Source organism: Chitinophaga sp. MM2321 (assembly GCF_964033635.1).
Taxonomy (GTDB): Bacteria; Bacteroidota; Bacteroidia; order Chitinophagales; family Chitinophagaceae; genus Chitinophaga.
In genome coordinates this window covers 5,086,661-5,111,094 of the sequence record NZ_OZ035533.1, presented here as the reverse complement: position 1 = coordinate 5,111,094, position 24,434 = coordinate 5,086,661, and the positions used below count along the sequence as shown (strand labels likewise).

The following is a 24,434-nucleotide window of genomic DNA, read 5'->3' as shown; positions in this document are numbered from 1 at the left end:
ATTTTTTTAGTTTTTATGCTCCCTGCTCCATCACAGCTTTCATCTCTGCGGGAAGTTTCATCACTTTATGGTTTTTATAATCAAAACATACCATACCGGTTTTAGCTTCCACAATGGTGATGGTTTTGGTGTCGCGTTGCGTGGTAATCCGGTAAAACAGTTCAAAACCGAAAGCACTGTATTCGCCGGCTGCTATTGCTATGGTAAAAGTATCGCCATGAAAAGCTTCGCCTTTGTAGGCTATTGCTACATCAGACATAATCAGGCCGGTGCCGGCTTCCTGATCCAGTTCTTTATAACCGATACTGACCAGGTATTGAATCCTGGCTTCATGCATTACAGACAGGATAGCGTCGTTGCCCACGTGTCCGCCGTAGTTAACATCCTGGATACGTACCGGGATCTGTGTGTTGAAAGGGAATTGTGCAGGTAAATCTATTTTTATTCTTGCCATTATTATTTTTTAGGGAGATGCTAAACAGGTATTGTTTTAAGAAACGCTACAAATTCTTTGAAGGCCCTGGCCCGGTGACTGTACTGGTTTTTTTCTGTGAGATCCATTTCGGCGAATGAGCGTGTTGCTCCTTCCGGTATAAAGATCGGATCGTAGCCAAAGCCTTTACCACCTTTTAGTTCGGTAGAGATTTGCCCCTTGCTGATTCCTTCAAACTGGTATTCTTTTCCATCCAGTATCAGGGAGATGACTGTACGGAACTGGGCGCTGCGGTCGGCTACTGTGGCCATTTCTTCCAATACCTTCGCAATATTGTCTGCTGCCAGCTTTTGTTCGCCGGCATACCGGGCGCTTAGTACCCCGGGTGCCCCATTCAGTGCAGCGATTTCCAGGCCGGTATCTTCTGCAAAACAGTTCTGTGCTGTCATCCGGTGGATGGTAACTGATTTTTCGCGGGCGTTGGCTTCCAGTGTATCGTGTGGTTCCGGTATATCAATGTCGATACCGGCTTCCAGCAGGGTAATGATCTTGCATTCGTCTCCCAGCAGCGACCGGAATTCTTTTACCTTGTTTTCGTTGTTTGTCGCAAATATTAATGTCATTCTTTCACCATTGTTTTAGATACCCAATAATTGTTTTAATCCTGCCCATAGTTTGGCTTTTAGTACTTTATCGGTACCAATCAGCTGCAACTCGTCAGATAGCAGTAAGGTTGTTCCGTTTACTGTTACCAGTTGGTACATGGGAATGTCGTTCAGGCCGAGCTGTGCGGGTGCGGTACCAAATACGACGGCCTTTTCCGTTTTTACGGCAGTTTGCCAGTCGGGAAAGCTCAGCTGAGGGTAGTGCGACACATTGATAAGTGATACATCCTGCATACCCAGTTTACAGGCGTTTAATATATTGGTGAGCAGGTTGAATAATTCTTCGTTTAAGTACGCTTCGTTTTCATTTTGTATGAAGAGCGCAATGTTTTTTTGATTTTCTCCTAAATATTTAACTTTGGGGGCCGTTTTTTGCTCCGCCGCAACAGGGGTGCTTTTACCGGGAATGATTGGCTGGGTATATATTTTAGCCAGAAAATACGGATCCAGTTCCAATTGCTCGAGCGACATATTTTTAAATATTTAATTTATGAATTCCCCGTCGTGGGGAAAAATCAGTTTATTTGCAAAGCCATCCGCGAAGGTGGATGAACTTAGCAATAAAATGTAAAAATATTGAGATAAAATTGATTAACCATGATGGTAGATAAATCAACAGTAAAGGAAGAAGCATTAAAGAGGATTAAAATCACCAAAACAGCCCACAGCAGGTTGGGGGAAGTGGATTTTAATAACCTGGCATTTGGTAAAACATATACCGACCATATGCTGGTTGCTGATTTTGATGGAAAGGAATGGAAAAATGCAGAGATCCTGCCTTTCCAGAACCTGTCTGTAAGCCCGTCCAATGCTGCATGGCATTATGGTCAGGCTATTTTTGAAGGGATCAAGGCCTATAAAGATCCCCAGGGTAATCCCATGATCTTCAGGCCATACGACAACTACAAACGCCTGAACCTGTCTGCTGAAAGGATGGGGATGGTAGAAGTGCCTGAGTGGCTGTTTGTGGGCGGACTGGATTTGATGATAGACCTGGACCGCGACTGGATACCTACGAACGAAGGTAGTTCCCTTTATCTGCGTCCTTTTATGATTGCGGCAGACGAATATATCGGAGTAAGACCTTCTGAAACGTATAAATTCATGATTATCAACTCTCCATCTGGTCCTTATTTCAATCAGCCTATTAAATTACTGGTACAGGATAAGTTTGTGCGCGCCTTCCCCGGCGGCGTAGGATTTGCAAAAGCGGCCGGTAACTATGGCGGCACCATGTATCCTACCATGCAGGCTAAAAAGCAGGGCTATGACCAGATTCTGTGGGTAGATGGCTTTGAACATAAATACCTGCAGGAGTGTGGTACGATGAACGTATTTGCCATTATCGGCAATACAGCGATTACGCCGGACCTTTCCCAGGGAACTATCCTGGAAGGGGTTACCAGATCCAGTGTAATGGAGGTATTGAAAGATATGGGCCTTACCGTGGAAGAAAGACCTATCTCTATCGATGAAATTGCTGCTGCCTATAAAGCAGGTACGCTACGTGAAGTATTTGGTACCGGAACTGCTGCCAGTGTTGCCTATGTGGAAGAGCTGGACTATAAAGATCTACAGATCCGTATGGATAGCACCAAATATGAAATAGGAGCTGAAGTGATCCGCCGCCTGGATGCGATTCGTACCGGCCGTGCAGCTGATACACGCCATTGGAATTATCTAGTTGGCAGATAATAAGCATTTTACATATTATTATAAGAGTTACAATAGGGTCGGTAAAACGATCCTATTTTTTTATGGTAGTTTCTAACGGAAATCATACCTTTGCAATCCGGTTTTTGGTATTCTATGTTTATACCAGAATAGCAAGTAAACCAGTTCCTGTCTTAAACAGGAAAACATACCGGTAAAAAATATTCGAAACAATTTTGTTATTCACACTTATAGTTTTACCTTTGCCCTCCCAAAATCCCATATGGGAAATTTGGATGTCATTGTAAACCGACATAAAAAAACTAGGTAAAGAATGCCTACTATACAACAATTAGTAAGAAAAGGAAGAGAAATTATCCGGGCTAAGTCTAAGTCCAGGGCACTGGATAGCTGCCCTCAGCGTCGCGGTGTTTGTACACGTGTGTACACTACCACGCCAAAGAAACCTAACTCCGCTTTGCGTAAAGTTGCAAAGGTGCGTTTGACCAACAAAATTGAGGTGATTGCATACATCCCCGGTGAAGGTCATAACCTGCAGGAGCACTCCATCGTACTGATCCGTGGTGGAAGGGTAAAAGATTTACCAGGTGTTCGTTACCACATCGTTCGCGGTTCCCTGGATACTGCTGGTGTGAAAGACAGAAAGCAGAGCCGTTCCAAATATGGTACTAAGAAGGAAAAGGCTAAGAAATAACAATTATAAATAGTCGTAATTTTCAATAAATGAGAAAGCAAGCTGCAAAAAAATTGCCTCTGTCTCCGGATCCAAGGTTTAATGACAAACTGGTAACCCGCTTTGTTAACAACGTAATGGAACAAGGAAAAAAGAGCATTGCCTATAAAATTTTCTACGATGCTGTGGATAAGGTAAGCCAGATGACCGGTGAAAACGGTTACGAGGTTTGGAGAAAAGCATTAACCAATGTTACTCCTGCTGTTGAAGTTAGAAGCCGCCGTATCGGTGGTGCTACCTTCCAGATTCCTGCGGAAGTTCGTCCTGATAGAAAAGTATCCCTGAGCATCAAGTGGTTGGTTCGCTTCGCTGGCGAAAGAAACGGTAAGAGTATGGCTGATAAGCTGGCGAATGAAATCGTAGCAGCAAGCAAAGGTGAAGGCGCAGCATTCAAAAAGAAAGAAGATACTCACCGTATGGCGGAAGCGAATAAAGCTTTCTCTCACTTCAGAGTATAGTTATAGCCCCAACGGGCAACTCAATATATTTTGGCAAACAGTTCCTTTCCGGAGCTGTTTGCCTTTTTGTGCCTACCATACCCAATAAAATAAATTAATAAAAAAGGATTCCAGGGATTAACAACAACAGTTAAATCCCTGGAATCCTTTATAATCCAGCTAATCCTGGTCCTATTTCACGTTTACCAGCACCTTGATCTTTCCGGTTGTACCGCTGAATTCCTGTAAAGCCTTTCCAATTACCTGCCCCGGCTTTACTTTATCCGGATCCGCTTTCATTGCATAACCAGCCTTGCCGGAGGTAACCAGCAAATCGCCCCGGCGGATCGCCCCGTTCTCATCACAAACTTTAGTAGGAATAACCCCTACCATACCCATTGGCACTTCCGCGGAAAGGTCCGTATCAATATTATCTTCGGTTAATAGTAAACCCGGTTTAGTAGCAAATACGCCTGCTACCAAGGTAGAATAGGCTTCGGAAGATTTTTCTACCATACGGTCCGTATGCGTAGCGATCACCAGTACATCGCCCGGCTCGTAGGCGTCACGCTGCCCGGTTACGGCAAATGATTCTGCCACATCCGCGCCGCTGTTCTGTGTGCCGCCGTTAAAGAAACCTCGTCCGGCTTTGTTAATACGGGCTACATTGGCGGCGGCACTCTGGAAAACGGCGATATTACCGGAAGCACCGGTATGATTAATTAATAACCCCGTACCCGTACCGGCATTACTGATCAATAACACCTCGTTGGAATTTGCGGCATTGAAGTTGGAAAAACGGCCGCCGCGACCGGTACCAAAATTAGGTATCCAGCCATAAATTGCGTTACCAGTGCCATTTGCCGTGGCCTCCACGCCATCGCCGCCTTTGGCGGCATTGGCCGTAATGCCATTGCCGTTGCCGCTTGCAAGAGCTATCAACGCCGGTCCATTCCCTGCGGGGTTGGAGGCGTAGAATAGCCCTCCAAACCCTCCTGTTCCGGCAGATTCGCCATATATGCCCGCAGTACCAAAATTGGCAAACTGTGAATTCACTTTGCCATGCACTGCCGGGTTAATACCTGATACATTGTCTACCTCAAAGTAGCCGGCGGTAGCCCTGGCAACTGTTTTGGCAGTAAGCACGGTATTCGTATTGGCATCATTGAAATTTTGAAAATCTGCTGCCTGACCCAGGCCAAAAGTAGGAACCCAGCCATATATTGCTTTACCGGTTCCATTTACACTAGACTCCACGCCGTTGCCATCTTTAGAAACATTGGCTACAATGGCATCGCCGTTGCCTTTATTCAGTGCTACCAGCGTATTCCCGTTACCGCTAGTATTGGAAGAATAAAATAATCCCGCAAAACCGCCGGTACCGGCAGATTCAGAGAAGATACCGCTGGCGCCAAAGTTGCCAAATATGGTATTGACTTTGGCCTTAACAGCGGGCGATACGGAATTGGTATTGTTTACTTCAAAACTTCCCGCAGCCCCTGCACCAACAATACCCGGATCTCCTTTAGTGACAGTATAGGCCACCATGTTATCAGAAGCATTGTCCACATTATTATTTTCAAAACGCCCGGAGCTACCGGTACTGCCGGATAGTCCTATCTGACCAAATACACCTATGGCAGTGCCTGTATTATTGGTCGCAACAAAGCCTCTCACCCCATATCCGCCACCATCATTACGGCCCACTACAGCGCCTGCAATATCGCTGATAGTACGTCCTACGACGGCTTCACCCCCGCCATTGTTATTACCTATTACACCAGCTGCAGTTTGTACAGCAGTAGTGCCCTGTACACCCGTATTACTGGCACTGCTGGCATTTACCCCATAACCGGTTCCTCCGGCTGTGGCTGTAACCACCGTTCCACTGCCCAATGTACTGGCAGTAAGCACATCATTGGCATTTGCATTATTGGAAATAGTGATATTGGCCGGTATACCATTGTTGCTGGTGGCAAACAAGCCGGTACCGGTATTGCTGTTGGCAAATACGCCATACCCTGCTCCACTGGAGTTGCCGTATACACCAATTCCATTAGGCGTTACACCATAAACGCCCCATCCGGAGCCATTTTGAGAACCCCATACCCCGATACCTAACCCCCCTGTACCATTGTTAATACCTTTCACCGCAGATGAAAAGCCACCGGGAGAAGTGGAGGTAACAGTGCCAAGAATTGCTGAAATACTGGACGTAGTGGAATTATTGACGCCCTCCAGCGAAGTGCCATCTCCCTGGTTAGTGATACTGAAAAGGGTAGCAGCATTATTTTCAGTGGCAACAAAAGGAAGGGTAAGCCCGCCACCTGGCGCTGCCCCGGCTACCCATTTGGTACCATCATATTTAAGGATCTGGTTAGCTGTGGGGGCTACATTACTTACTGGTTTGCCCTGCAATCCTGCTACCTGCGGATCAGGATAAGTTCCGGCCAGATCTCCACCGGCAGGCGTACCACCGATAATGCCGGCAGGTCCCTGTATACCCGCTGGTCCTGCTGGTCCAACAGGACCTGTAACGCCCGCCGGTCCTGCCACACCCGGGTCACCTTTGGCACCCTGTATGCCCGCTGGTCCAATGGGCCCCATAATGCCTGCCGGCCCAGCTATACCCGGATCACCTTTAGCGCCTTGTATACCTGCTGGCCCAACGGGGCCTGTAGGACCCTGTGGCCCTGCTACACCCGGATCTCCCTTGGTGCCCGCCGGCCCTGCCGGTCCCGCTACACCGTTGGCCGCATATAACGCATACGGCACACTCATTAATTGTGAGGTACCTAGCTCGCTGTAGTTGCTGCCATTAACGGATACTTCTACTTTCAGATACTGGTTGGCATTTGCCCAGGGCACAGCACTGTAAGTACCGGTTAGTGGATCACCTTTACCTATCTGTAAAGTGAACAAACCTACGTTATTAGTTGTGGTACTATGTGTTTCCTGGTATTGTACAGGACCGGAGGCGGAGCCACCCAGTATAGAAAAACGCACCGTCAGCGCCTGATTTCCGAGAGCAAGGCCATTCGTATTACGTGCCACAGCCTGGTAGTTAGTTCCGGCAAGCCCGCTCTGAGCACTTGCATATTGAAATGATATCGTTAGAAGCACTATCAGGTAGAATATCTTTTTCATAATAGTCATTTTTGAAATATTTTATTGCGGGCTTAGTTTTTTTTCTTTGCAGGTACGTTATTGACTTCATCGCCCTGTGCAGGTATTGCAACTGGCTTAACCGGGTGCGCCGCCTGCGCTGTTTTTAGTTTCTCCATCGCTTCTTTCACCGATATATCGGATGGAGAAGTAGCCGCCGCCGCAGGTTTTACTGAACGCGCGTTTGCATTCGTTCTTGAAACGGGTGGCCTGTAATTGGTAAAAAGACGGTTTTCAACAGGAGCGGAAATGATGGACTGGTCAGGCTTGGGCTTGATTTCCCTGGCCTGCAGGTTTGATATATCCCGCTGTAAATCAGGGAACATAGTTTTTCTTATATCCTGGCCCTCTTTTACCGTGTTATTTGCAGGCTGTGGCTGTACCTGTGCAGCTGCATAGGGGATTGCTCCTGCAACCAGGAGAAATAAAAATAAGATCAATGATTTCATATGATTGCGTATTAATAGGTGCATAAATGATGATTGATTATGGTTGTACCGCTTTGCCAATATTGTATACCAGTGAAAATTTGAGCGTTTTCTTTTCCCGTAAACTGCCATCTGTAGGAATCAGGTAGGCAATGTCCAGTCCAATGTCGGATATGCGCACACCCAGACCTGCTGCAAAATGTTGCCGGTAGCCTTTATTGGGGTGCTCGTAGAAGTAACCGGTACGCACAAAAAAGGCCTGCTTGTAAGCATACTCAATACCGGAACCGATGGTGTATTCCCTGATTTCTTCATTAAATCCTCCCGGCGCATCTCCGAAAGAACTAAAGATGGCATCTACCACACCCCTGTTGGGATCTTTCCCTTTCAGAATCTGGCTGGTTTCATTGCCATTTGCATCCAGTACATAGGTGGGTGGTGTAGGCACCATCAGCTTATTAATATCTGCTGCAATGGTGAATTCATGTTCGTGTGTATGCACAAACGTATAGCCGCCACCGATACGAAGGTTCATCGGCAGAAAACTCTTGCGGGTATTGTCATCGGTATACTGAAGTTTGGTGCCGATATTGGTAACGCTCACGCCTAAACTATAACGATTACCGAAATCCAGTTTATCTACACTGTTCTGATAATAATAACTAACATCTCCAGCTACTGCTGAAGCAGGTTTTTGCTGTAAACTATTAAAGGAACCCTGTCCCAGCTGGCTACGTATATAGCGGGCCGTAATTGCCAGCGACATATGTTCTCCCAGCTTGCGTGCATAAGCGGCATCAATGGCAAATTCCCTGGGGTTAAAATCCTGCATAACGGTGCCGTTATCATCCCGGAATGTAACCTGGCCGTAGTTGAAATATTTCATGGATACACCTATTCCCTCCGTGGTATTCCATGTTTTGTAGGCAGATACATATGCCATGTTGGATTGATTGTTATTCAGTTCCCACATCCAGGGAGAATAGTTGGCGCTCACGCCCCAGTCTCCTGCAAAAACTATTTTCGCTGCATTGGAAAACAGGGCATTGGGATCCGGGTCCAGCCCGGTGGTAGCATCTCCTGTGCCGCTGCTCCTGGCATCGGGGTTTACCAGCAAAAAGCTGGCGCCGATATTAGGTGGTTTTTGTTGGTTTTTTTGCGCTGCCAGTGGGAGAGCAGCCATCAGTAGTATGCCTGTAAAGAGTATAGTAGTATAACTTTGTTTCATGATTTCGGCGTTTAAAATAGTGAGCTGGTTACTATTGCCTGAAGTGTTATTGTATGACGAGTTTTTCGAAGTAGATACTTGCATTTACTTTGAGTACAACCGTGTAAATGCCCGCAGCAAAACGGTTTACAGGCAATACAATGGTTGTTTTGCCAGCCCCCATTTCCTGGAATTGATTGTAAAGTGATTGCCCGGCGGGGTTGATAACCTCGATGGTTACACTGGCATTTGTTAGGAGGTCGAACTGAACCTTCACATTGGATACCGCCGGATTTGGGAAGAGGATATAGTTTTTAACAGGACTGCTCCCCGGCGGTATCTTGGGCGATTCTTCCGGTTGCTGGAAGCCTTGGGTAAGCAATACCCGCCCATCTGTAATGGGCATGATCACTGCTTCTCCTATTGTATATTGGAACTGGATGTTGTTGATAACACCGCTGCCGCCGTTGCTGGCTACTACCTGTCTGTTCAGGACAACCTGCGCGCTGGCTGTAATGCATAGTCCTGTCAGCACTAATAGCGCCAACACGCATTTAGAAATAAATGAGTTCATATAGATTGGTTAAATATGTAACGATGCTGGATTTATGGAACTGTGTTCATCTTTTTCAGGAAGGAAATACAGCTATGGTCCTGGATAAATAACTGGATAAATAATAGGTAATAAGTACAGTTTTTCATTCATAATCATCTGGTTTTAATTTTAGGTATTTATTGATCTGAACCCTGGTGGGGAAGGATAACAATACAGGAACAATAACCTGCGATAACAAAACAGCACTATATGACAGCAGCTTTAGAAGCTCTCTTATGTTATGGGAAAAATACTCAGGTATCACTGAATACTTATACCAAACTACAATAATTAATATAAATTTTAAATGATTAATTAGTGGCTGGCAGTATTTATTGAGAAAATGGTAGAGACCAGGCAAAAACTGGTTGGGAGCCATTATACTTATTTGGATTAAGTTTAATGTAATAAGACAACTACGTTTGTTAAAAAGAAATAACAATTTGGCAATCTATTGTCGTTAGATTTATTGGCAAAAAAAAGTTACCTTTGCCCCCCAAATTGCATTATTTAGTCATTTTAATATTATGGCAGACTTAAGATTTCAAAGGAACTTTGGTATTGCGGCGCACATTGATGCGGGTAAAACCACTACCACAGAGCGTATCCTGTATTATACAGGTAAATCCCACAAGATTGGTGAGGTGCACGAGGGTGCTGCTACCATGGACTGGATGGCACAGGAGCAGGAAAGAGGTATTACCATCACATCTGCTGCTACCACTTGTTTTTGGAATTTCCCAACCCTGCAGGGTAAAGTACAACCTGATACCAAGCAATATAAATTCAACATCATTGATACGCCAGGTCACGTGGACTTTACCGTAGAGGTAGAGCGTTCTCTCCGTGTGCTGGACGGTCTGGTGGCATTGTTTTGCGCCGTATCCGGTGTTGAACCACAGTCTGAAACCGTTTGGCGTCAGGCTAACCGCTACCGTGTACCACGTATCGGTTTCGTAAATAAAATGGACCGTTCCGGTGCCGACTTCCTGAACGTTGTTAAGCAGGTAAAAGAAATGCTGGGTGCAAACCCCGTTCCTTTAGTACTGCCTATCGGCGCTGAAGAGTCTTTCAAAGGCGTGGTAGATCTGATCACCATGAAAGGAATCATCTGGGACGAAGAAGGTAAAGGCGCTACTTACCAGGAAATTGAAATTCCTGCCGACATGAGAGCTGAGGCAGAAGAATGGAGAGCTAACCTGGTTGAAGCAGTAGCTGAATATGATGATAAACTGATGGAGAAATTCTTCGACGATCCAAATACGATCTCTGAAGCGGAAATCCACGAAGCTATCCGTAAGGCTACCATCGATATCGCTATCATTCCGATGATGTGCGGTTCTTCCTTCAAAAATAAAGGTGTTCAGAAAATGCTGGATGCGGTTTGCCGTTACCTGCCTTCTCCAATGGACATCGAAGCCGTAAAAGGTACCAACCCCGACAGCGGTGAGGAAGTTTTACGCAGACCAGATGCAAAGGAACCATTCGCTGCACTGGCCTTCAAAATCATGACCGATCCTTTCGTAGGTCGTCTGGCGTTCTTCCGGGCTTACTCTGGTCACCTGGATGCTGGTTCTTACGTACTGAACACCCGTACCGGTAAAAACGAGCGTATCAGCCGTATTATGCAGATGCACGCTAACAAGCAGAACCCACTCGAATTCATCGAAGCCGGTGATATCGGTGCTGCTGTTGGTTTTAAAGATATCAAAACAGGTGATACCCTGTGCGACGAGAAGCATCCGATCGTACTGGAAATCATGACCTTCCCGGAACCCGTTATCCACATCGCCATTGAGCCTAAAACGCAGGCAGACGTTGATAAAATGGGTATGGCTATCGCTAAACTGGTAGAAGAAGATCCTACCCTGAAAGCAAAAACTGACGAAGAAACCGGCCAAACCATCCTGAGTGGTATGGGTGAACTTCACCTGGAAATCATCGTTGACCGTATGCGTCGCGAGTTTAAGGTAGAAGTTAACCAGGGAGCTCCGCAAGTTGCTTACAAGGAAGCCCTGACCGCTAAAGTTGAACACCGTGAGGTATTTAAGAAACAAACCGGTGGTCGTGGTAAATTCGCTGACATCCAGATAGAACTCGGACCTGCCGATGCTGAATGGCTGAAAGAGAACGAAGGCAAATCATTCCAGTTCGTAAATGATATCTTTGGTGGATCTATCCCTAAAGAATTCATCCCTGCGGTACAGAAAGGATTTGAACAGTCGCTCAGCCAGGGTGTACTGGCAAACTTCCCGCTGGTGAACCTGAGAGTACGTCTGTTCGACGGATCTTTCCACCAGGTGGATTCTGATGCGATGTCATTTGAATTGTGTGCCAAATCGGCTTTCCGTGAAGCAGCCCGCAAAGCTAAACCAGTATTGCTGGAGCCTATCATGAAAGTGGAAGTATTAACACCAGACCAGTACATGGGTGATGTGACAGGTGATCTGAACCGTCGTCGTGGTATGCTGGAAGGTATGGACTCCAAAAACGGTGTACAGGTAATCAAAGCTAAAGTGCCACTGAGCGAAATGTTCGGTTATGTAACACAGCTGCGTTCACTGTCGTCCGGTCGTGCAAGCTCTATCATGGAATTCTCCCACTATGCTCCGGCTCCAACCAGCGTGGCGGAAGAAGTGGTAGCTAAAGTGAAAGGCAAAGTAAACGCTTAATCATAGCTTCTTTTATAGGAAAGGTTGTTCTGCTCACGCAGAGCAACCTTTCTACTTTTAAGGAACATCCGGGAAAGTCTTCACATGAACATGCTATTGCCGGGAAAACTTTTTTCGATATTTTCGGTGCTGATAACCTACATACTGTAATTTACTTTTTGCGAGATGCCAGGTCCTGTTCCAACAGGACCTTTTTTTATTTTACCCTGTAAGGGGCGCATAATCCCTGTATCAGCCATCGGATGGATGAGGTGTTGCCTGGCTTAAAACAAGCAATGCAAGGGCCGGATAAAGCGGAATTAATATGCCTGGGAAAAGTGTTCCGGAAAAAATAATGGGTCAGCACCTTTTTTTATACAACAACATGGAAGTTGTGAATGTTATAGGGTTATAAAACGGAAAGACTACGCTTGTACAGTATGATTTTTTATATATTTTTTTTAGAGAGATGAATACTTATTACGTTCATTTTCAGTAGTTTTGCTTCATCAGCAGGTTTGCTGTTTAAAAATGTTTGTGATTGTTTGAAGTTTCGAAGACTACCCATTATCCCCCTGCCTCTATTAAATCAGTTCATTACCAGGTAGCGAAAATGCTGCCATAGCCGCAAAGAGTAATTGTCATGGCCGTTTTGCCTTGCTTATTAGTATTCATTCAGCATGTTTAATTGTTAAAACTAAAAATCACACTATGAAAAAAACTCGTCTATTAACCCTCGTTACAGTAGCATTATTATTGGGGTCAACCGTTAAGGCACAGATTCAGAAAGGTAATATTATGGTGGGCGCCGATCTCACAAATATTAACTTCATTTTCCAGAAGGAAGGGAATGCTTTCAATTTAAACCTTTCCCCGAAGGTGGGCTGGTTTATTAAAGACGGGCTGGCTATTGGTGCGTATGTTGATTTCGGATTGGCTACCACAAAGGATAAGACTACGGATGTAAAAACATCCAGCACCAATTATGGCATTGGTGGTTTTGCCCGTTATTTTGTGGAAGATAAAAATGTAAGGAAACTGGAATTTTCCAAGAGAGTCCGCTTCTTTGCAGAAGGCAATGTAGGATTTGCTGGTAAAAACCCTGCCAGTGCGGCTTCTACCAACGGTTTTAATATTGGGATCGGGCCTGGTATTTCTTATTTTATTACCCCTAATATTGGTTTGGAAGGATTGTTGAAATATGACCTTACCGTTGGTGGAGGTAATTCTACGACTGCCAGTCAGTTGAGTCTGGGTATAGGTTTCCAGATCTATCTGCCATCTGCCAAAGCAAAACAGATTTATAAAGAAGAAAGAGGTAAATAAATAGTTGAACTGGCAAGTAAAAAAGTAAAGGTTCCGGTAGCAATGATAAATTGCTTCGGAACCTTTTTAATTAGGCTTCCTCACTAAGGGATGGGGCGCTGGTAGCCTGCTGAACAAAATGAACAGGGAGTGTGAGAATGAACCAATTGAACAGACATTTTTTAAACGGAAGCATTTATTTTAGAGGCATGACTAAACTGGCTTAGTCAATGGGGTTGCTGAAAACCAATAAAAGAGTAGGCCTCACATCCATCAATCACTCCCTTATGTTAGACACTATTCTCCTGGCAATTATTAAGTTTCTGAACACGGTAACCGGCGCGCTGTAAGTGCCTGGCTGACAGTAACCTTATAGGAACACCGGTGCAGGACCGGCGTTTTTATGCATGGAATAATGCTGTAATACGGTTGATGACATACTTGTTATCCTCACGGAATTACAGCATATTCTACCATTGATAGTAGCCACATTCAGCTGATGGGATTGTCGAAAACCATATAAAAGAGTAGGCAGATTTTTTAAACAGCATATTATGATCACTGACGCATTAAATACCTTTTTGAAAGGTTTACTGGCATTACTGATGTCTGCCCTCGGGGGGATATAAACCAGTTATTTCGGGTTGTTTTGCTCCGGTAGTGATACCGGAGTTTTTTTGTGCATACCTGAAAATGCATCCGCTGCCGGTGTTTTTTCGTGCAGCAGCAATCGCTGAAACCCCTTCCTTCAGCGGAATGAACGCACAGGATAGTAGTAATCCTGATTGAATAAAATGAACGAACGGATTTTTCTGAATAGCCTTTACTTTTAGCGGATGCTTGTATATATAAGCTTTGGGATTGCCGAAAACCAAATTTAATAGAGTAGGTATAACCAGTAGTAAAACCATCTTATGAATTTACTCAACCAACTGCTGGCAACGCTTGTTGCCCTGCTGCAATCGCTCCTGGGAGGACTGTAATCAGCTCTTCATCCGTAAGGGGACGATTCAGCCTTTTTAAGCGTGCTATCTCCCTTACAATCTCTATGGCTCCGGGCAGTGTGTCCGGAGCTTTTTCATGCCGCAAAATCCCCTTCTCATTGATAAATGGTTGCTTCCGGCAGATCGGGGCTTCATCGGGATGATAAATGCACGCGCCCGCTTCTCTGATCCGCCAGGGTGTTACAATGAACAATCTGATCAAAAGCATTGAGAATGAACAAAATGAACGAACTGGAATCCAGGTATTGCCTTTAAATTTAATCCTGGGGTTAACCATATTCATTACCCGCTGGGATCGCCGAAAACCAGGAACAGAGTAGGCATTACATGAAAACCTATTTAAAATGGATTTACTCAACCAATTACTGGCACTAGTCTTAGGATTAGTAAAATCATTATTAGGCGGAATCGGTGGCGGCTTACCTCTGTAAGAGGGGAGCCGGTTATGCCGGTATCGTTTTAATTATTCAAAAAGGGGGTTGTTCCGGGTTTTGCCGGGAACAACCCTTTTTTTCGGCCGCAGGATAAAAAATGTTCAGATTTTTTTTGGTTTTTTTGGTTTTGAATTTTGTTTTCCTATATTTGTCAAAACGAGCATGTTAACTTAACATAAGGCTTAACATCCACAGAATGAATCTCTTCTACGGCCTTATTTTTTGATTATTGCATTTTATACCCCAACTTCTCCCCGGCTGTGGCAAGCTTTTGCCCGGTATCTTTTATTTTTTCCAGATAATAATTTGACAAATAAAAAAAAGGGGTTACCTTTGCCCTCCCAAATTGTAAAGGGAAAAAACGAAGAAGTTCATTGCATATGTCTCAGAGAATAAGAATCAAGCTGAAGTCCTACGATCATAACCTGGTAGACAAGTCTGCTGAGAAGATCGTCAAAACCGTGCGTAACACGGGCGCCGTGGTAACAGGTCCGATACCTTTACCTACAGAGAAGAAAATTTTTACGGTACTGCGTTCTCCGCACGTAAATAAGAAAGCGCGCGAGCAGTTCCAGTTGTGTACTCACAAGCGTTTGCTGGATATTTACACGTCCTCTTCCAGGACGGTAGATGCACTCAGTAAACTGGATTTACCTTCTGGGGTAGAAGTTGAAATTAAAGCATAGGACAACAGCAAGGCAGGGCAAAAGGCCCGCCTTTAATTGATTTATGGTTATTTGCTGATTATCAGTGAGTAACAATTTTAACAAAGTCACATAGGTCGCGCCTTCTGGGCGGCCGCCCAATAAATGTATTTAAACCGCCCATCCTGGGGATAGCTCGAAATCCCCCAGGCGCTGGGTAAAATCATATAAAAAATGAAAGGTATTATTGGTAAAAAGATTGGTATGACCAGTATCTTCGAGTCCAATGGTAAGCAAACAGCTTGTACCATTATCGAAGCAGGTCCCAACGTTGTAACACAGGTAAAAAGCCTGGAATCAGACGGTTACAATGCAATACAGGTTTCTTTCGGTGAGAAGAAAGAAAAACACACCACTAAAGCAGAAAGTAATCACTTCGCGAAAGCAAGCACCTCTCCCAAACGTTTCGTAAAAGAATTCCGTAACCCGGATGTACAGAAAGCCCTCGGTGAATCTATCACATGCGAAATCTTCGCAGAAGGCGAATCAATTGACGTTGTAGGCACTTCCAAAGGTAAAGGTTTCCAGGGTGTTGTAAAACGCCACGGTTTCAGCGGTGTGGGTGAAGCTACCCACGGTCAGCACGATAGAAGCAGGGCTCCTGGTTCTGTTGGTGGATCATCTTACCCTGCCCGCGTTTTCAAGGGTATGCGTATGGCCGGCCAGACAGGTAACGAAAGAGTGAAAGTGAAAGGTCTGAAAATCCTGAAAATATTCCCTGAAAAGAATTATATCCTGGTAAGTGGTTCCGTTCCCGGCCACATTGGTTCAATCGTTTTAATCCAGAAGTAACATGCAAGTCGATATTTTAAATATAGAAGGTAAGAAAACCGGAAGGTCAATTGAACTTCCCGAGGAGATCTTTGGTGTTGAACCGAACAACCACGTAATTTACCTGGCTGTGAAACAATACCTCGCTGCTCAGCGTCAGGGTACTCATAAAGTGAAAACCAGAGCTGAAGTACAAGGTGCTTCCCGTAAACTGCACAAACAAAAAGGTACCGGTGGCGCCCGTAAAGGTAACATCCGTAACCCATTGTATAAAGGTGGTGGTACCATCTTCGGACCAAAACCGCACGGTTGGGGCTTTAAACTGAACAGAAAAGTGAAAGATCTCGCTAAGATCTCCGCCCTGTCAGTAAAAGCTAAAGAAAACAGCATCATCATTATTGAAGATCTGGCCCTGCAAACACCTAAAACCAAACAATTCGTTGGTATTTTAAAGAACCTGAACATCAATGTAGACGGTAAGAAGACTATGTTCATCACACCGGAATACAATGACAATGTTTACCTGTCTTTAAGAAACATCCCTACTGTAGACGGTGCTATGCTGAGTGATATCAACACTTATGATATCATGAACAGCAATTACATTGTGTTTACAGAAAGCGCAGCTAAAATCTTCACAGAAGAAGAGCCGGCTGAAGCGTAGGACGTTGAAACCAATTTAAATAACAAAGCTAAAGGCTAACAGCTAACAGCTATAAGCTATAAGAAGATGAAACTTTCAGACGTTTTAATCAAACCGGTAGTATCCGAAAAGGTGAATAAAGCCACCGAAAAATTCAACCGCTACTACTTCATTGTTGACAAAAAAGCCAACAAACTGGAGATCAAAAAAGCAGTAGAAGAATTTTACGGTGTGACTGTAGCAGATGTGAATACTGCCGTAATGCCGGGTAAAGCAAAATTCCGCTTTACAAAAGCCGGTTTCGTGTCAGGGAAAAAACCGTCTTACAAAAAGGCGATCATTACCCTCGCATCAGGTGAAACTATAGATCTGTATGCTAACATGTAGTGCCGTTCCGGCCTGAACAGCCGGGATGTGGATGTATATGCAGATCACGATTAATATTTATCAATAACATTTAACTTTTTAGGAAGTAATGGCACTGAAGAAGTTCAAACCAATGACGGCAGGTACCCGCTGGAAAATAGGCAACGCTTACGCGGAGCTGACCTCGGATACCCCCGAAAAAAGCCTGCTGGAGCCCAATAAAAGGAGCGGCGGTAGAAATGCACAAGGTAGAATGTCTATGCGCTACATAGGTGGCGGTCATAAAAAGGCATACCGTGTCATAGATTTCAAACGCGATAAAACAACTATTCCTGCTACTGTTAAAACGATCGAGTATGATCCTAACCGTAGCGCGTTTATCGCTTTGTTGCACTATGCGGATGGTGAAAAACGTTACATTATCGCCCCACAGGGCCTGCAGGTTGGCGCTACCGTTGTAAGCGGTGCTGAAGCTCCTCCTGAAGTAGGTAACGCGTTACCCCTGAAAAACATGCCTTTGGGTACTGTTGTGCACAATATCGAGCTGCAACCTGGAAGAGGTGGTGCTATCGCAAGAAGCGCCGGTGCTTACGCACAGCTGTCCAACAAGGAAGAAAAATATGCCGTACTGAAAATGCCTTCCGGCGAACTGCGCAAAGTATTAAATACTTGCATGGCTACCGTAGGTACTGTTTCTAACTCCGACCACGCACTGCAATCCGTAGGTAAAGCAGGTGCTAACCGTTGGAAAGGCATCCGTCCCCGCACCCGTGGTGTGGCGATGAACCCTGTAGATCACCCGATGGGTGGTGGTGAAGGTAAATCTTCCGGCGGCCATCCAAGATCCAGAACAGGCAAATATGCGAAAGGTCTGAAAACCAGGAAACCGCAGAAGAGCTCTGATAAACTGATCATCAGCAGGAAAAACGGTAAAAAATTATAATATTTCGGAATTCGGATTCCGGAAAGTAAAGATCCGGAATCCGAAATTGGAAAAATCATAAATAAGAAGACATGGCTCGTTCCATAAAAAAAGGTCCTTACGTAGACCAGAAACTAGAGAATAAGGTGGAGAAAATGAATGTGGGCACCAAGAAAACAGTTATCAAAACTTGGAGTCGCCGTTCTACTATTACGCCTGATTTCGTTGGTCACACTTTCGCTGTACACAATGGCAACAAATTTATTCCTGTTTATGTAACGGAATTTATGGTTGGTCATAAACTGGGCGAATTTGCACCCACACGTAACTTTAGAGGTCACGTAAATAAGAAAATGTAAATTATAGTCTGGCGTTTGAGGTTTGAAGACAGGTTTCAAACCAATCCATCAAACATCAGGCATCAGACACTAAATAATAAAAGAAATTAATAACAATGGAAGCAGTAGCTAAGCTGAACAACAATCCGACATCCACCCGCAAAATGCGTTTGCTGGCAGACTTAATCCGTGGTCTGGATGTGGAGAAGGCTTTGAATATTTTGAAATTCCATCCAAAGCACCCGAGCGTACCTTTAGAAAAACTGCTGGTATCTGCTATCGCAAACTGGAAAGTGAAGAACGAAGGTGCCAGGGTTGAAGATGCTAACCTGATCGTAAAAACCATTTTTGTAGATGGCGGCCGCACCCTGAAAAGAATGCGCCCGGCTCCACAGGGAAGGGGTTACCGTATCCGCAAGAGAAGTAATCACGTTACGATTGTGGTGGATGGTAAAAGTGCTCAATAAGCGTTTCATACCACAGAGATAGAAATTAAAACTATTAAACTAATAGACAAATAACCAGAACATGGGTCAGAAAACAAATCCTATTGGTAACAGGTTAGGTATCATCAGAGGATGGGACTCTAATTGGTATGGCAGCAAAAAAGATTATGCTACCAAACTGATCGAAGATAACAAGATCAGAACTTATCTGAACGCCCGTATCAATAAAGGCGGTATCTCAAGAGTTGTGATCGAAAGAACTTTAGGTAAGTTGATCATCACTGTTCATACGTCTAAACCAGGTATCATCATTGGTAAAGGTGGTGGAGAAGTTGATCGCATCAAAGAAGAGCTGAAGAAACTGACTGGTAAAGAGGATGTACAGATCAATATTCTCGAAATCCGTCGTCCTGAAATGGATGCCAACATCGTTGCTGAAACAATCGCCAAACAAATTGAAAGCCGTATCAACTACAAACGTGCTATCAAAATGGCTATTGCTACTGCACTGAGAATGGGAGCAGAAGGTATCAAAGTGAAAATAAGCGGCCGTTTAGGTGGTGCTGAAATCGCCCGTTCAGAAGAAATGAAGCAAGGTCGCGTACCTTTGCACACTTTCCGTATGGACATCGATTACGCTTCCCTCTTCGCTTTAACCGTTTACGGTAAAATCGGGATCAAAGTATGGATCTGTAAAGGTGAAGTACTGGGTCAACGCGATCTGAACCCTAACGTGTTAACCGGCAAAGAAGGTGACAACCGCGGCGGTGGTCGTGAACATCATCATGGTGGAGAACGCAGAGATCATGGCGACAGAAATCACCGCGGTGGTGGTGACAGAAGAGGCGGTGATAACCGTGGCGGTGGCCGCAGATAGTATATCTGTGGGTAAAGCAAACATTAACAATTACTATTAACATTAACAACATAGACGATGTTACAGCCAAAAAGAACGAAACACAGGAAGATGCACAAAGGCCGCATCAAAGGGAACGCTAAAAGAGGCGCTACCCTCTCCTTTGGTACTTTCGGTCTTAAAGCATTAGAACCTAAGTGGATCACAGACAGGCAGATCGAAGCTGCCCGTGTGGCCCTGACTAGGCATATGAAACGTGAAGGTAACGTTTGGATCCGCATTTTCCCTGACAAGCCTATCACAGCTAAGCCTTTGGAAGTGAGGATGGGTAAAGGTAAAGGTGCTCCTGACCATTGGGCAGCAGTAGTTAAACCAGGTAGAATTTTATTTGAAGCAGACGGCGTTTCCTTACAGGTAGCGAAAGAAGCGATGGAACTCGCAGCACAGAAACTGCCCATCAAAGTAAAATTTGTAACCAGCCGCGATTTCGTTGCTTAATTACAGGTATACAATAACTAATAAATCCGGTGAGCTGCTCCGGTAGCAAACTGAATCAAATTAAATACAATGGCAAAAGAAAAGCTGGATCTGAAAGGCCTGAGCGAACAAGACCTCAAAGAGAGAATCTCTGCAGAGGAACTGCGCTTAAAGAAGATGACATTCGGTCATGCAATCACGCCTATCGAAAATCCGATGAGCATCCGCTCCGTGAGACGCGATATTGCACGTATGCAAACTGAATTGCGCAAAAAACAACTGGGCTTCTAAATCCTCCCCGGCATCGCCGGGATTGCTAGACAGCATTAGTATAACACATTTATGACCTCTGTAAAAGAGGGTTAAATACTTTCAACAATGACGACCGAAAGAAAATTAAGAAAAACCAGGATTGGTGTGGTTGCCAGCAACAAAATGGATAAAACCATCACTGTTAAAGTGGAGCGTAAGGTAAAGCACCCCATCTATGGTAAATTCGTTAAAAAATCTACCAAGTTCATGGCGCATGACGACAAGAACGAGTGTAACATAGGGGATACCGTAAGAATTGCGGAAACACGTCCTTTAAGCAGAAACAAATGCTGGAGACTGGTAGAAGTAATCGCTAAAGTAAAATAATTATTTATTTTGTTTCAAGCTGTATCCGGCAACCCCGGTTACAGCCGCTGATTAAACAAATTCAAACTCATTACGATGATACAACAGGAATCAAGGCTGAGTGTGGCTGATAACAGTGGTGCCAAAGAAGTTCTTTGCATCCGCGTGTTAGGTAACTCCGGCCAGGACTACGCTAAAGTAGGCGATAGGATTGTAGTAACTGTAAAGGATGCTATGCCTGGCGGTGGTGTAAAAAAAGGTATGGTTACGAAAGCCGTAATCGTAAGAACCAAAAACAAATTACGTCGTAAAGATGGTTCTTATATCCGTTTCGACGACAACGCGGTTGTACTGCTGAACAACTCAGACGAACCTCGCGGTACCCGTATTTTCGGTCCGGTTGCACGTGAGCTGAGAGACAAGGGTTATATGAAAATTATCTCCCTGGCTCCTGAGGTGTTATAAGAGATTTACGGATTCCCTGATTTTGGAATTTTTTGATCTACATCAAAAAATTCCAAAATTCCAAAATTCATAAATGTTTCTTATCTTTGCAGCCCGTTTGCAAAACGAGACAAAACATTAATCAAGCGAAACAGCTGTTTCGCTTGGCGTTTATAAATAAATCAAAGTAATGAAAACTAGATTTAAGCCTAAATTCAACATTAAAAAGGGCGACCTGGTTGCGGTAATTGCCGGCGATGATAAGGATCGGACCAAAGCACGCAAAGTGCTGGAAGTAAATCCTGTGAAGGCCCGCATTCTTGTAGAAGGCGTTAACATTATTACCAAACATACGAAGCCTACCGCACAGAATACCAAAGGTGGTATTGTAAAGCAGGAAGCGCCTATCGCTATTTCCAACGTAATGTTGTGGGATGCAAAGGCGGGTGCACCTACCAGGGTGAACAGGCAGAGAGATAATGGTAAATTAATTCGTATCGCTAAAAAATCAGGGGAGGTAATTAAATAATGGCTAACTCTAAATATACTCCGAGACTGCAAACTAAATATCACCAGGAAGTTGCAGGTGCACTGATGAAGAAATTCAATTACAAAAGTGTAATGCAGGTACCCCGTCTGGTAAAAATTTGCCTCAACCAGGGTATCAATGGTGCTGTGGGTGATAAAAAACTCGTAGACATCGCTGTAGACGAAATGTCCCGTATTTCCGGACAGAAAGCTATCGCTACCATGTCTAAGAAAGATATCTCCAATTTCAAACTGAGAAAGAACATGCCTATCGGTGCACGCGTTACATTGCGCAGCACTAATATGTACGACTTCCTGGATCGTTTGGTATCTGTTTCCCTGCCACGTGTACGTGACTTCAAAGGTATCAACGAAAAAGCTTTTGATGGTCGTGGTAACTACACAATGGGTATCACAGAACAAATCATCTTCCCTGAAATCGATATCGATAAAGTAACAAAAATGTCCGGTATGGATATCACTTTTGTTACCACTGCAAAAACCAACGAAGAAGCTTACGAGCTGCTGAGAGAATTGGGTATGCCGTTCAGGAACATGAAAAAAGATAATCAGTAAATCGAAACGATAATATAATTATGGCAAAAGAATCCGTAAAAGCCAGACAAAGGAAAAGAGAAGCAATGGTAGCAAAATTTGCTGAAAAGCGCGCTGCCCTGAAAGCTGCCGGTGACTATAGCGCACTGGATCAACTGCCTAAGAACGCTTCCCCTGTTCGTCTGCACAACAGATGCCAGCTGACCGGTCGTCCTAAAGGATACATGCGTCACTTCGGCCTTTGCAGGAACATGTTCCGCGACCTGGCCCTCGCAGGCAAAATCCCTGGCGTAACTAAAGCCAGCTGGTAAAATCAATATTTTTTGATTTTTTGATTTTCGTATTTAGGAATTTAAATCCGTAAATCACAAAATCAAGAAATCCGAAAATGAAAGTTATTTGATTCCCATCTAATACGATTGGATATCGCATTGTAAACATTATCAAACTATTTCAACAATGGTTACTGATCCAATAGCAGACTTCCTGACAAGAATCCGGAACGCGCAAATGGCCACCCACAGGATCGTGGAGATTCCGGCATCCAAGCTGAAAAAACGCATTACAGAAATTCTGTACGACAAAGGTTATATCCTGAAGTACAAATTCGAAGAAGATACGAAACAAGGCGTTATCAAGATCGCTTTGAAGTATGATCCCTTAACTAAAGTGCCCGCTATTAGAGATCTGCAACGTATCAGCCGTCCAGGCCTGCGTCAGTACTCTAAACCTGAAGATTTTAAACGTGTGAAGAATGGTTTAGGCGTGGCTATCATTTCTACTTCCAAAGGTGTAATGACCGATAAGGAAGCCAAAGCTCAAAATGTAGGTGGCGAAGTAGTTTGCTACATCTATTAATATATTGGTTTATTGGTTGTTATGCAACCAATAAACCAAACATAAGTTATCTGACAATTAAGCTTTCTATACGGCGCTGAACACGGATAACCGGTAAATAAATCTCAAATAAACTTTAAACAGAAGTTATGTCACGTATAGGTAAAGCTCCTATCAAATTAGCAACTGGTGTTACAGTTACTGTATCCCCTGCTAATGAAGTAACCGTAAAAGGCCCAAAAGGTGAACTGAAAAAGGACATCGACCGGGAAATGAAGATCGAAGTGAAAGACGGCGTATTAACAGTAATCCGCCCCACAGAACAGATTCGTCACAAAGCACTGCACGGTCTTTACCGCGCTTTACTCGCTAACATGGTTGAAGGTGTTACAGTAGGTTATAAAAAACAACTGGAACTGGTGGGTGTTGGTTATAAAGCTGTTAACAACGGTCAGTTACTTGATCTCGCATTGGGTTACTCTCACAATATCATTATCGAAATTCCAAAAGAACTGAAGGTAGCTACCTTAACAGAAAAAGGTCAGAACCCTAAGATCATGCTGGAAGGTATCGATAACCAGTTACTGGGTCAGGTAGCTGCAAAGATCCGCAGCCTGCGTAAACCAGAGCCTTACAAAGGTAAAGGTGTTCGCTACAGTGATGAAGTGGTACGTAAGAAAGCTGGTAAATCAGCTGGTAAATAAAAAAATCTTTAATTAGCTAGTCAGCTATCCCGCTGATTAGCTAATTTTAACAGTATATCCCGGCAGTATCGGGGTAATAAAATAAAACTCAAATGAGCACAAAAGTTAACAGGAGACAGAAGATCCGCTACCGCATCCGTAAAAAGATCTCCGGTACTGCACAAGCGCCAAGGTTGTCTGTATTTCGCAGCAACAGCGATATCTACGTGCAATTGATCGATGATACCAATGGTACTACCCTGGCATCAGCTTCTTCCCGTGACAAGGATATTAAAGCACAACAAGGAACCAAGTCTGAAAAGGCTAAACTGGTTGGCGCAGCAGTAGCAGTGAAAGCTGTTGCACTGGGTATCACCGGTTGCATCTTCGACAGAAGTGGTTATTTATATCATGGCCGCGTGAAAAACGTAGCTGACGGAGCAAGAGAAGGTGGTCTCCAGTTTTAATCACCTGGGTCCTAATTTTTAATTCTGAACAAGTAATTCTTATAAAAT

Annotated in this window: 31 protein-coding genes; 23 read left to right on the top strand and 8 right to left on the bottom strand. The window is 44.3% G+C overall.

Annotation, left to right across the window (positions count from 1 at the left end; all coding sequences use genetic code 11):
- Nucleotides 1-13: 13 nt before the first annotated feature.
- The 3 genes from ABQ275_RS19860 to ABQ275_RS19850 are packed head-to-tail and all read right to left on the bottom strand — an operon-like array spanning nucleotide 14 to nucleotide 1,569.
- Complete coding sequence (locus ABQ275_RS19860) at nucleotides 14-454, bottom strand: thioesterase family protein (RefSeq protein WP_349314894.1); 441 nt, start codon at nucleotides 452-454, stop codon at nucleotides 14-16.
- 20 nt (nucleotides 455-474) lie between these two features.
- Nucleotides 475-1,056 carry an RdgB/HAM1 family non-canonical purine NTP pyrophosphatase gene (gene rdgB / locus ABQ275_RS19855; RefSeq protein WP_349314893.1) on the bottom strand — a complete coding sequence of 194 codons (582 nt, stop codon included), beginning with the start codon at nucleotides 1,054-1,056 and terminating at the stop codon, nucleotides 475-477.
- Between the two features lie 15 nt (nucleotides 1,057-1,071).
- Nucleotides 1,072-1,569, bottom strand: coding sequence for a hypothetical protein (locus ABQ275_RS19850; protein ID WP_349314892.1), 498 nt, complete (start codon nucleotides 1,567-1,569; stop codon nucleotides 1,072-1,074).
- A 126-nt stretch (nucleotides 1,570-1,695) separates the two neighbouring features.
- Between ABQ275_RS19850 and ABQ275_RS19845 the strand changes: the two genes are divergently transcribed.
- The 3 genes from ABQ275_RS19845 to rpsG all read left to right on the top strand — a co-directional run bounded on the left by ABQ275_RS19845 (nucleotide 1,696) and on the right by rpsG (nucleotide 3,963).
- A complete protein-coding gene (locus ABQ275_RS19845; RefSeq protein WP_349314891.1) occupies nucleotides 1,696-2,793 on the top strand; it encodes a branched-chain amino acid aminotransferase in 1,098 nt (365 codons plus the stop codon).
- Between the two features lie 292 nt (nucleotides 2,794-3,085).
- Entirely contained in the window at nucleotides 3,086-3,466 is a 381-nt protein-coding gene (gene rpsL / locus ABQ275_RS19840; protein ID WP_349314890.1) for a 30S ribosomal protein S12, read from the top strand.
- A 29-nt stretch (nucleotides 3,467-3,495) separates the two neighbouring features.
- The gene (gene rpsG / locus ABQ275_RS19835) at nucleotides 3,496-3,963 is read left to right on the top strand and encodes a 30S ribosomal protein S7 (RefSeq protein WP_349314889.1); all 468 of its coding nucleotides are present in this window, start codon (nucleotides 3,496-3,498) and stop codon (nucleotides 3,961-3,963) included.
- 171 nt (nucleotides 3,964-4,134) lie between these two features.
- On the opposite strand, the gene ABQ275_RS19830 is transcribed toward rpsG, so the two are convergent.
- The 4 genes from ABQ275_RS19830 to ABQ275_RS19815 are packed head-to-tail and all read right to left on the bottom strand — an operon-like array spanning nucleotide 4,135 to nucleotide 9,316.
- Complete coding sequence (locus ABQ275_RS19830; protein ID WP_349314888.1) at nucleotides 4,135-7,089, bottom strand: hypothetical protein; 2,955 nt, start codon at nucleotides 7,087-7,089, stop codon at nucleotides 4,135-4,137.
- A 32-nt stretch (nucleotides 7,090-7,121) separates the two neighbouring features.
- The gene (locus ABQ275_RS19825) at nucleotides 7,122-7,556 is read right to left on the bottom strand and encodes a hypothetical protein (protein WP_349314887.1); all 435 of its coding nucleotides are present in this window, start codon (nucleotides 7,554-7,556) and stop codon (nucleotides 7,122-7,124) included.
- 37 nt (nucleotides 7,557-7,593) lie between these two features.
- The gene (gene porV / locus ABQ275_RS19820; RefSeq protein ID WP_349314886.1) at nucleotides 7,594-8,763 is read right to left on the bottom strand and encodes a type IX secretion system outer membrane channel protein PorV; all 1,170 of its coding nucleotides are present in this window, start codon (nucleotides 8,761-8,763) and stop codon (nucleotides 7,594-7,596) included.
- A 46-nt stretch (nucleotides 8,764-8,809) separates the two neighbouring features.
- The gene (locus ABQ275_RS19815; protein WP_349314885.1) at nucleotides 8,810-9,316 is read right to left on the bottom strand and encodes a T9SS type A sorting domain-containing protein; all 507 of its coding nucleotides are present in this window, start codon (nucleotides 9,314-9,316) and stop codon (nucleotides 8,810-8,812) included.
- Between the two features lie 548 nt (nucleotides 9,317-9,864).
- On the opposite strand from ABQ275_RS19815, the gene fusA reads away from it, so the two are divergent.
- Nucleotides 9,865-12,009, top strand: coding sequence for an elongation factor G (gene fusA / locus ABQ275_RS19810; RefSeq protein WP_349314884.1), 2,145 nt, complete (start codon nucleotides 9,865-9,867; stop codon nucleotides 12,007-12,009).
- A gap of 690 nt (nucleotides 12,010-12,699) precedes the next feature.
- Nucleotides 12,700-13,314: a hypothetical protein gene (locus ABQ275_RS19805; RefSeq protein ID WP_349314883.1), complete on the top strand. Its 615-nt coding sequence runs from the start codon at nucleotides 12,700-12,702 to the stop codon at nucleotides 13,312-13,314.
- 903 nt (nucleotides 13,315-14,217) lie between these two features.
- Here ABQ275_RS19805 and ABQ275_RS19800 read toward each other — a convergent pair.
- Nucleotides 14,218-14,580, bottom strand: a complete 363-nt coding sequence (locus tag ABQ275_RS19800; protein WP_349314882.1) for a hypothetical protein — start codon at nucleotides 14,578-14,580, stop codon at nucleotides 14,218-14,220.
- 531 nt (nucleotides 14,581-15,111) lie between these two features.
- Here ABQ275_RS19800 and rpsJ point away from each other — a divergent pair.
- From rpsJ to rplR, 18 genes are all read left to right on the top strand, one after another.
- On the top strand, nucleotides 15,112-15,417 hold the full coding sequence (gene rpsJ / locus ABQ275_RS19795) for a 30S ribosomal protein S10 (RefSeq protein WP_012789286.1): 306 nt from the start codon (nucleotides 15,112-15,114) through the stop codon (nucleotides 15,415-15,417).
- 192 nt (nucleotides 15,418-15,609) lie between these two features.
- Nucleotides 15,610-16,227, top strand: coding sequence for a 50S ribosomal protein L3 (gene rplC / locus ABQ275_RS19790; RefSeq protein ID WP_349314881.1), 618 nt, complete (start codon nucleotides 15,610-15,612; stop codon nucleotides 16,225-16,227).
- Between the two features lies 1 nt (nucleotide 16,228).
- A complete protein-coding gene (rplD, locus tag ABQ275_RS19785; RefSeq protein ID WP_349314880.1) occupies nucleotides 16,229-16,870 on the top strand; it encodes a 50S ribosomal protein L4 in 642 nt (213 codons plus the stop codon).
- Nucleotides 16,871-16,936: 66 nt separating this feature from the next.
- Nucleotides 16,937-17,236, top strand: a complete 300-nt coding sequence (rplW, locus tag ABQ275_RS19780) for a 50S ribosomal protein L23 (protein ID WP_349314879.1) — start codon at nucleotides 16,937-16,939, stop codon at nucleotides 17,234-17,236.
- Between the two features lie 88 nt (nucleotides 17,237-17,324).
- Entirely contained in the window at nucleotides 17,325-18,158 is an 834-nt protein-coding gene (gene rplB / locus ABQ275_RS19775) for a 50S ribosomal protein L2 (protein ID WP_349314878.1), read from the top strand.
- Between the two features lie 71 nt (nucleotides 18,159-18,229).
- Entirely contained in the window at nucleotides 18,230-18,496 is a 267-nt protein-coding gene (gene rpsS / locus ABQ275_RS19770) for a 30S ribosomal protein S19 (RefSeq protein WP_349314877.1), read from the top strand.
- A gap of 95 nt (nucleotides 18,497-18,591) precedes the next feature.
- The gene (rplV, locus tag ABQ275_RS19765; RefSeq protein ID WP_349314876.1) at nucleotides 18,592-18,942 is read left to right on the top strand and encodes a 50S ribosomal protein L22; all 351 of its coding nucleotides are present in this window, start codon (nucleotides 18,592-18,594) and stop codon (nucleotides 18,940-18,942) included.
- A 61-nt stretch (nucleotides 18,943-19,003) separates the two neighbouring features.
- On the top strand, nucleotides 19,004-19,798 hold the full coding sequence (gene rpsC, locus ABQ275_RS19760; protein ID WP_349314875.1) for a 30S ribosomal protein S3: 795 nt from the start codon (nucleotides 19,004-19,006) through the stop codon (nucleotides 19,796-19,798).
- A gap of 57 nt (nucleotides 19,799-19,855) precedes the next feature.
- Nucleotides 19,856-20,275: a 50S ribosomal protein L16 gene (gene rplP / locus ABQ275_RS19755; RefSeq protein ID WP_106527847.1), complete on the top strand. Its 420-nt coding sequence runs from the start codon at nucleotides 19,856-19,858 to the stop codon at nucleotides 20,273-20,275.
- Nucleotides 20,276-20,344: 69 nt separating this feature from the next.
- Nucleotides 20,345-20,545 carry a 50S ribosomal protein L29 gene (gene rpmC / locus ABQ275_RS19750; protein WP_349314874.1) on the top strand — a complete coding sequence of 67 codons (201 nt, stop codon included), beginning with the start codon at nucleotides 20,345-20,347 and terminating at the stop codon, nucleotides 20,543-20,545.
- Between the two features lie 87 nt (nucleotides 20,546-20,632).
- Entirely contained in the window at nucleotides 20,633-20,893 is a 261-nt protein-coding gene (gene rpsQ, locus ABQ275_RS19745) for a 30S ribosomal protein S17 (RefSeq protein WP_349314873.1), read from the top strand.
- Nucleotides 20,894-20,968: 75 nt separating this feature from the next.
- Complete coding sequence (gene rplN, locus ABQ275_RS19740; RefSeq protein ID WP_349314872.1) at nucleotides 20,969-21,337, top strand: 50S ribosomal protein L14; 369 nt, start codon at nucleotides 20,969-20,971, stop codon at nucleotides 21,335-21,337.
- A 169-nt stretch (nucleotides 21,338-21,506) separates the two neighbouring features.
- Nucleotides 21,507-21,845 (top strand): 50S ribosomal protein L24, encoded by a 339-nt coding sequence (rplX, locus tag ABQ275_RS19735; protein WP_349314871.1) that lies wholly within the window; start codon nucleotides 21,507-21,509, stop codon nucleotides 21,843-21,845.
- A complete protein-coding gene (rplE, locus tag ABQ275_RS19730) occupies nucleotides 21,845-22,420 on the top strand; it encodes a 50S ribosomal protein L5 (RefSeq protein ID WP_349314870.1) in 576 nt (191 codons plus the stop codon). Before rplX ends, rplE begins: the two co-directional genes overlap by 1 nt.
- Nucleotides 22,421-22,440: 20 nt before the next feature.
- Nucleotides 22,441-22,710: a 30S ribosomal protein S14 gene (rpsN, locus tag ABQ275_RS19725; protein WP_349314869.1), complete on the top strand. Its 270-nt coding sequence runs from the start codon at nucleotides 22,441-22,443 to the stop codon at nucleotides 22,708-22,710.
- A 148-nt stretch (nucleotides 22,711-22,858) separates the two neighbouring features.
- Nucleotides 22,859-23,257 carry a 30S ribosomal protein S8 gene (gene rpsH, locus ABQ275_RS19720; protein WP_349314868.1) on the top strand — a complete coding sequence of 133 codons (399 nt, stop codon included), beginning with the start codon at nucleotides 22,859-22,861 and terminating at the stop codon, nucleotides 23,255-23,257.
- A gap of 128 nt (nucleotides 23,258-23,385) precedes the next feature.
- Nucleotides 23,386-23,940: a 50S ribosomal protein L6 gene (rplF, locus tag ABQ275_RS19715; protein ID WP_349314867.1), complete on the top strand. Its 555-nt coding sequence runs from the start codon at nucleotides 23,386-23,388 to the stop codon at nucleotides 23,938-23,940.
- 92 nt (nucleotides 23,941-24,032) lie between these two features.
- Nucleotides 24,033-24,386, top strand: a complete 354-nt coding sequence (gene rplR / locus ABQ275_RS19710) for a 50S ribosomal protein L18 (protein ID WP_349314866.1) — start codon at nucleotides 24,033-24,035, stop codon at nucleotides 24,384-24,386.
- Nucleotides 24,387-24,434: the final 48 nt, after the last annotated feature.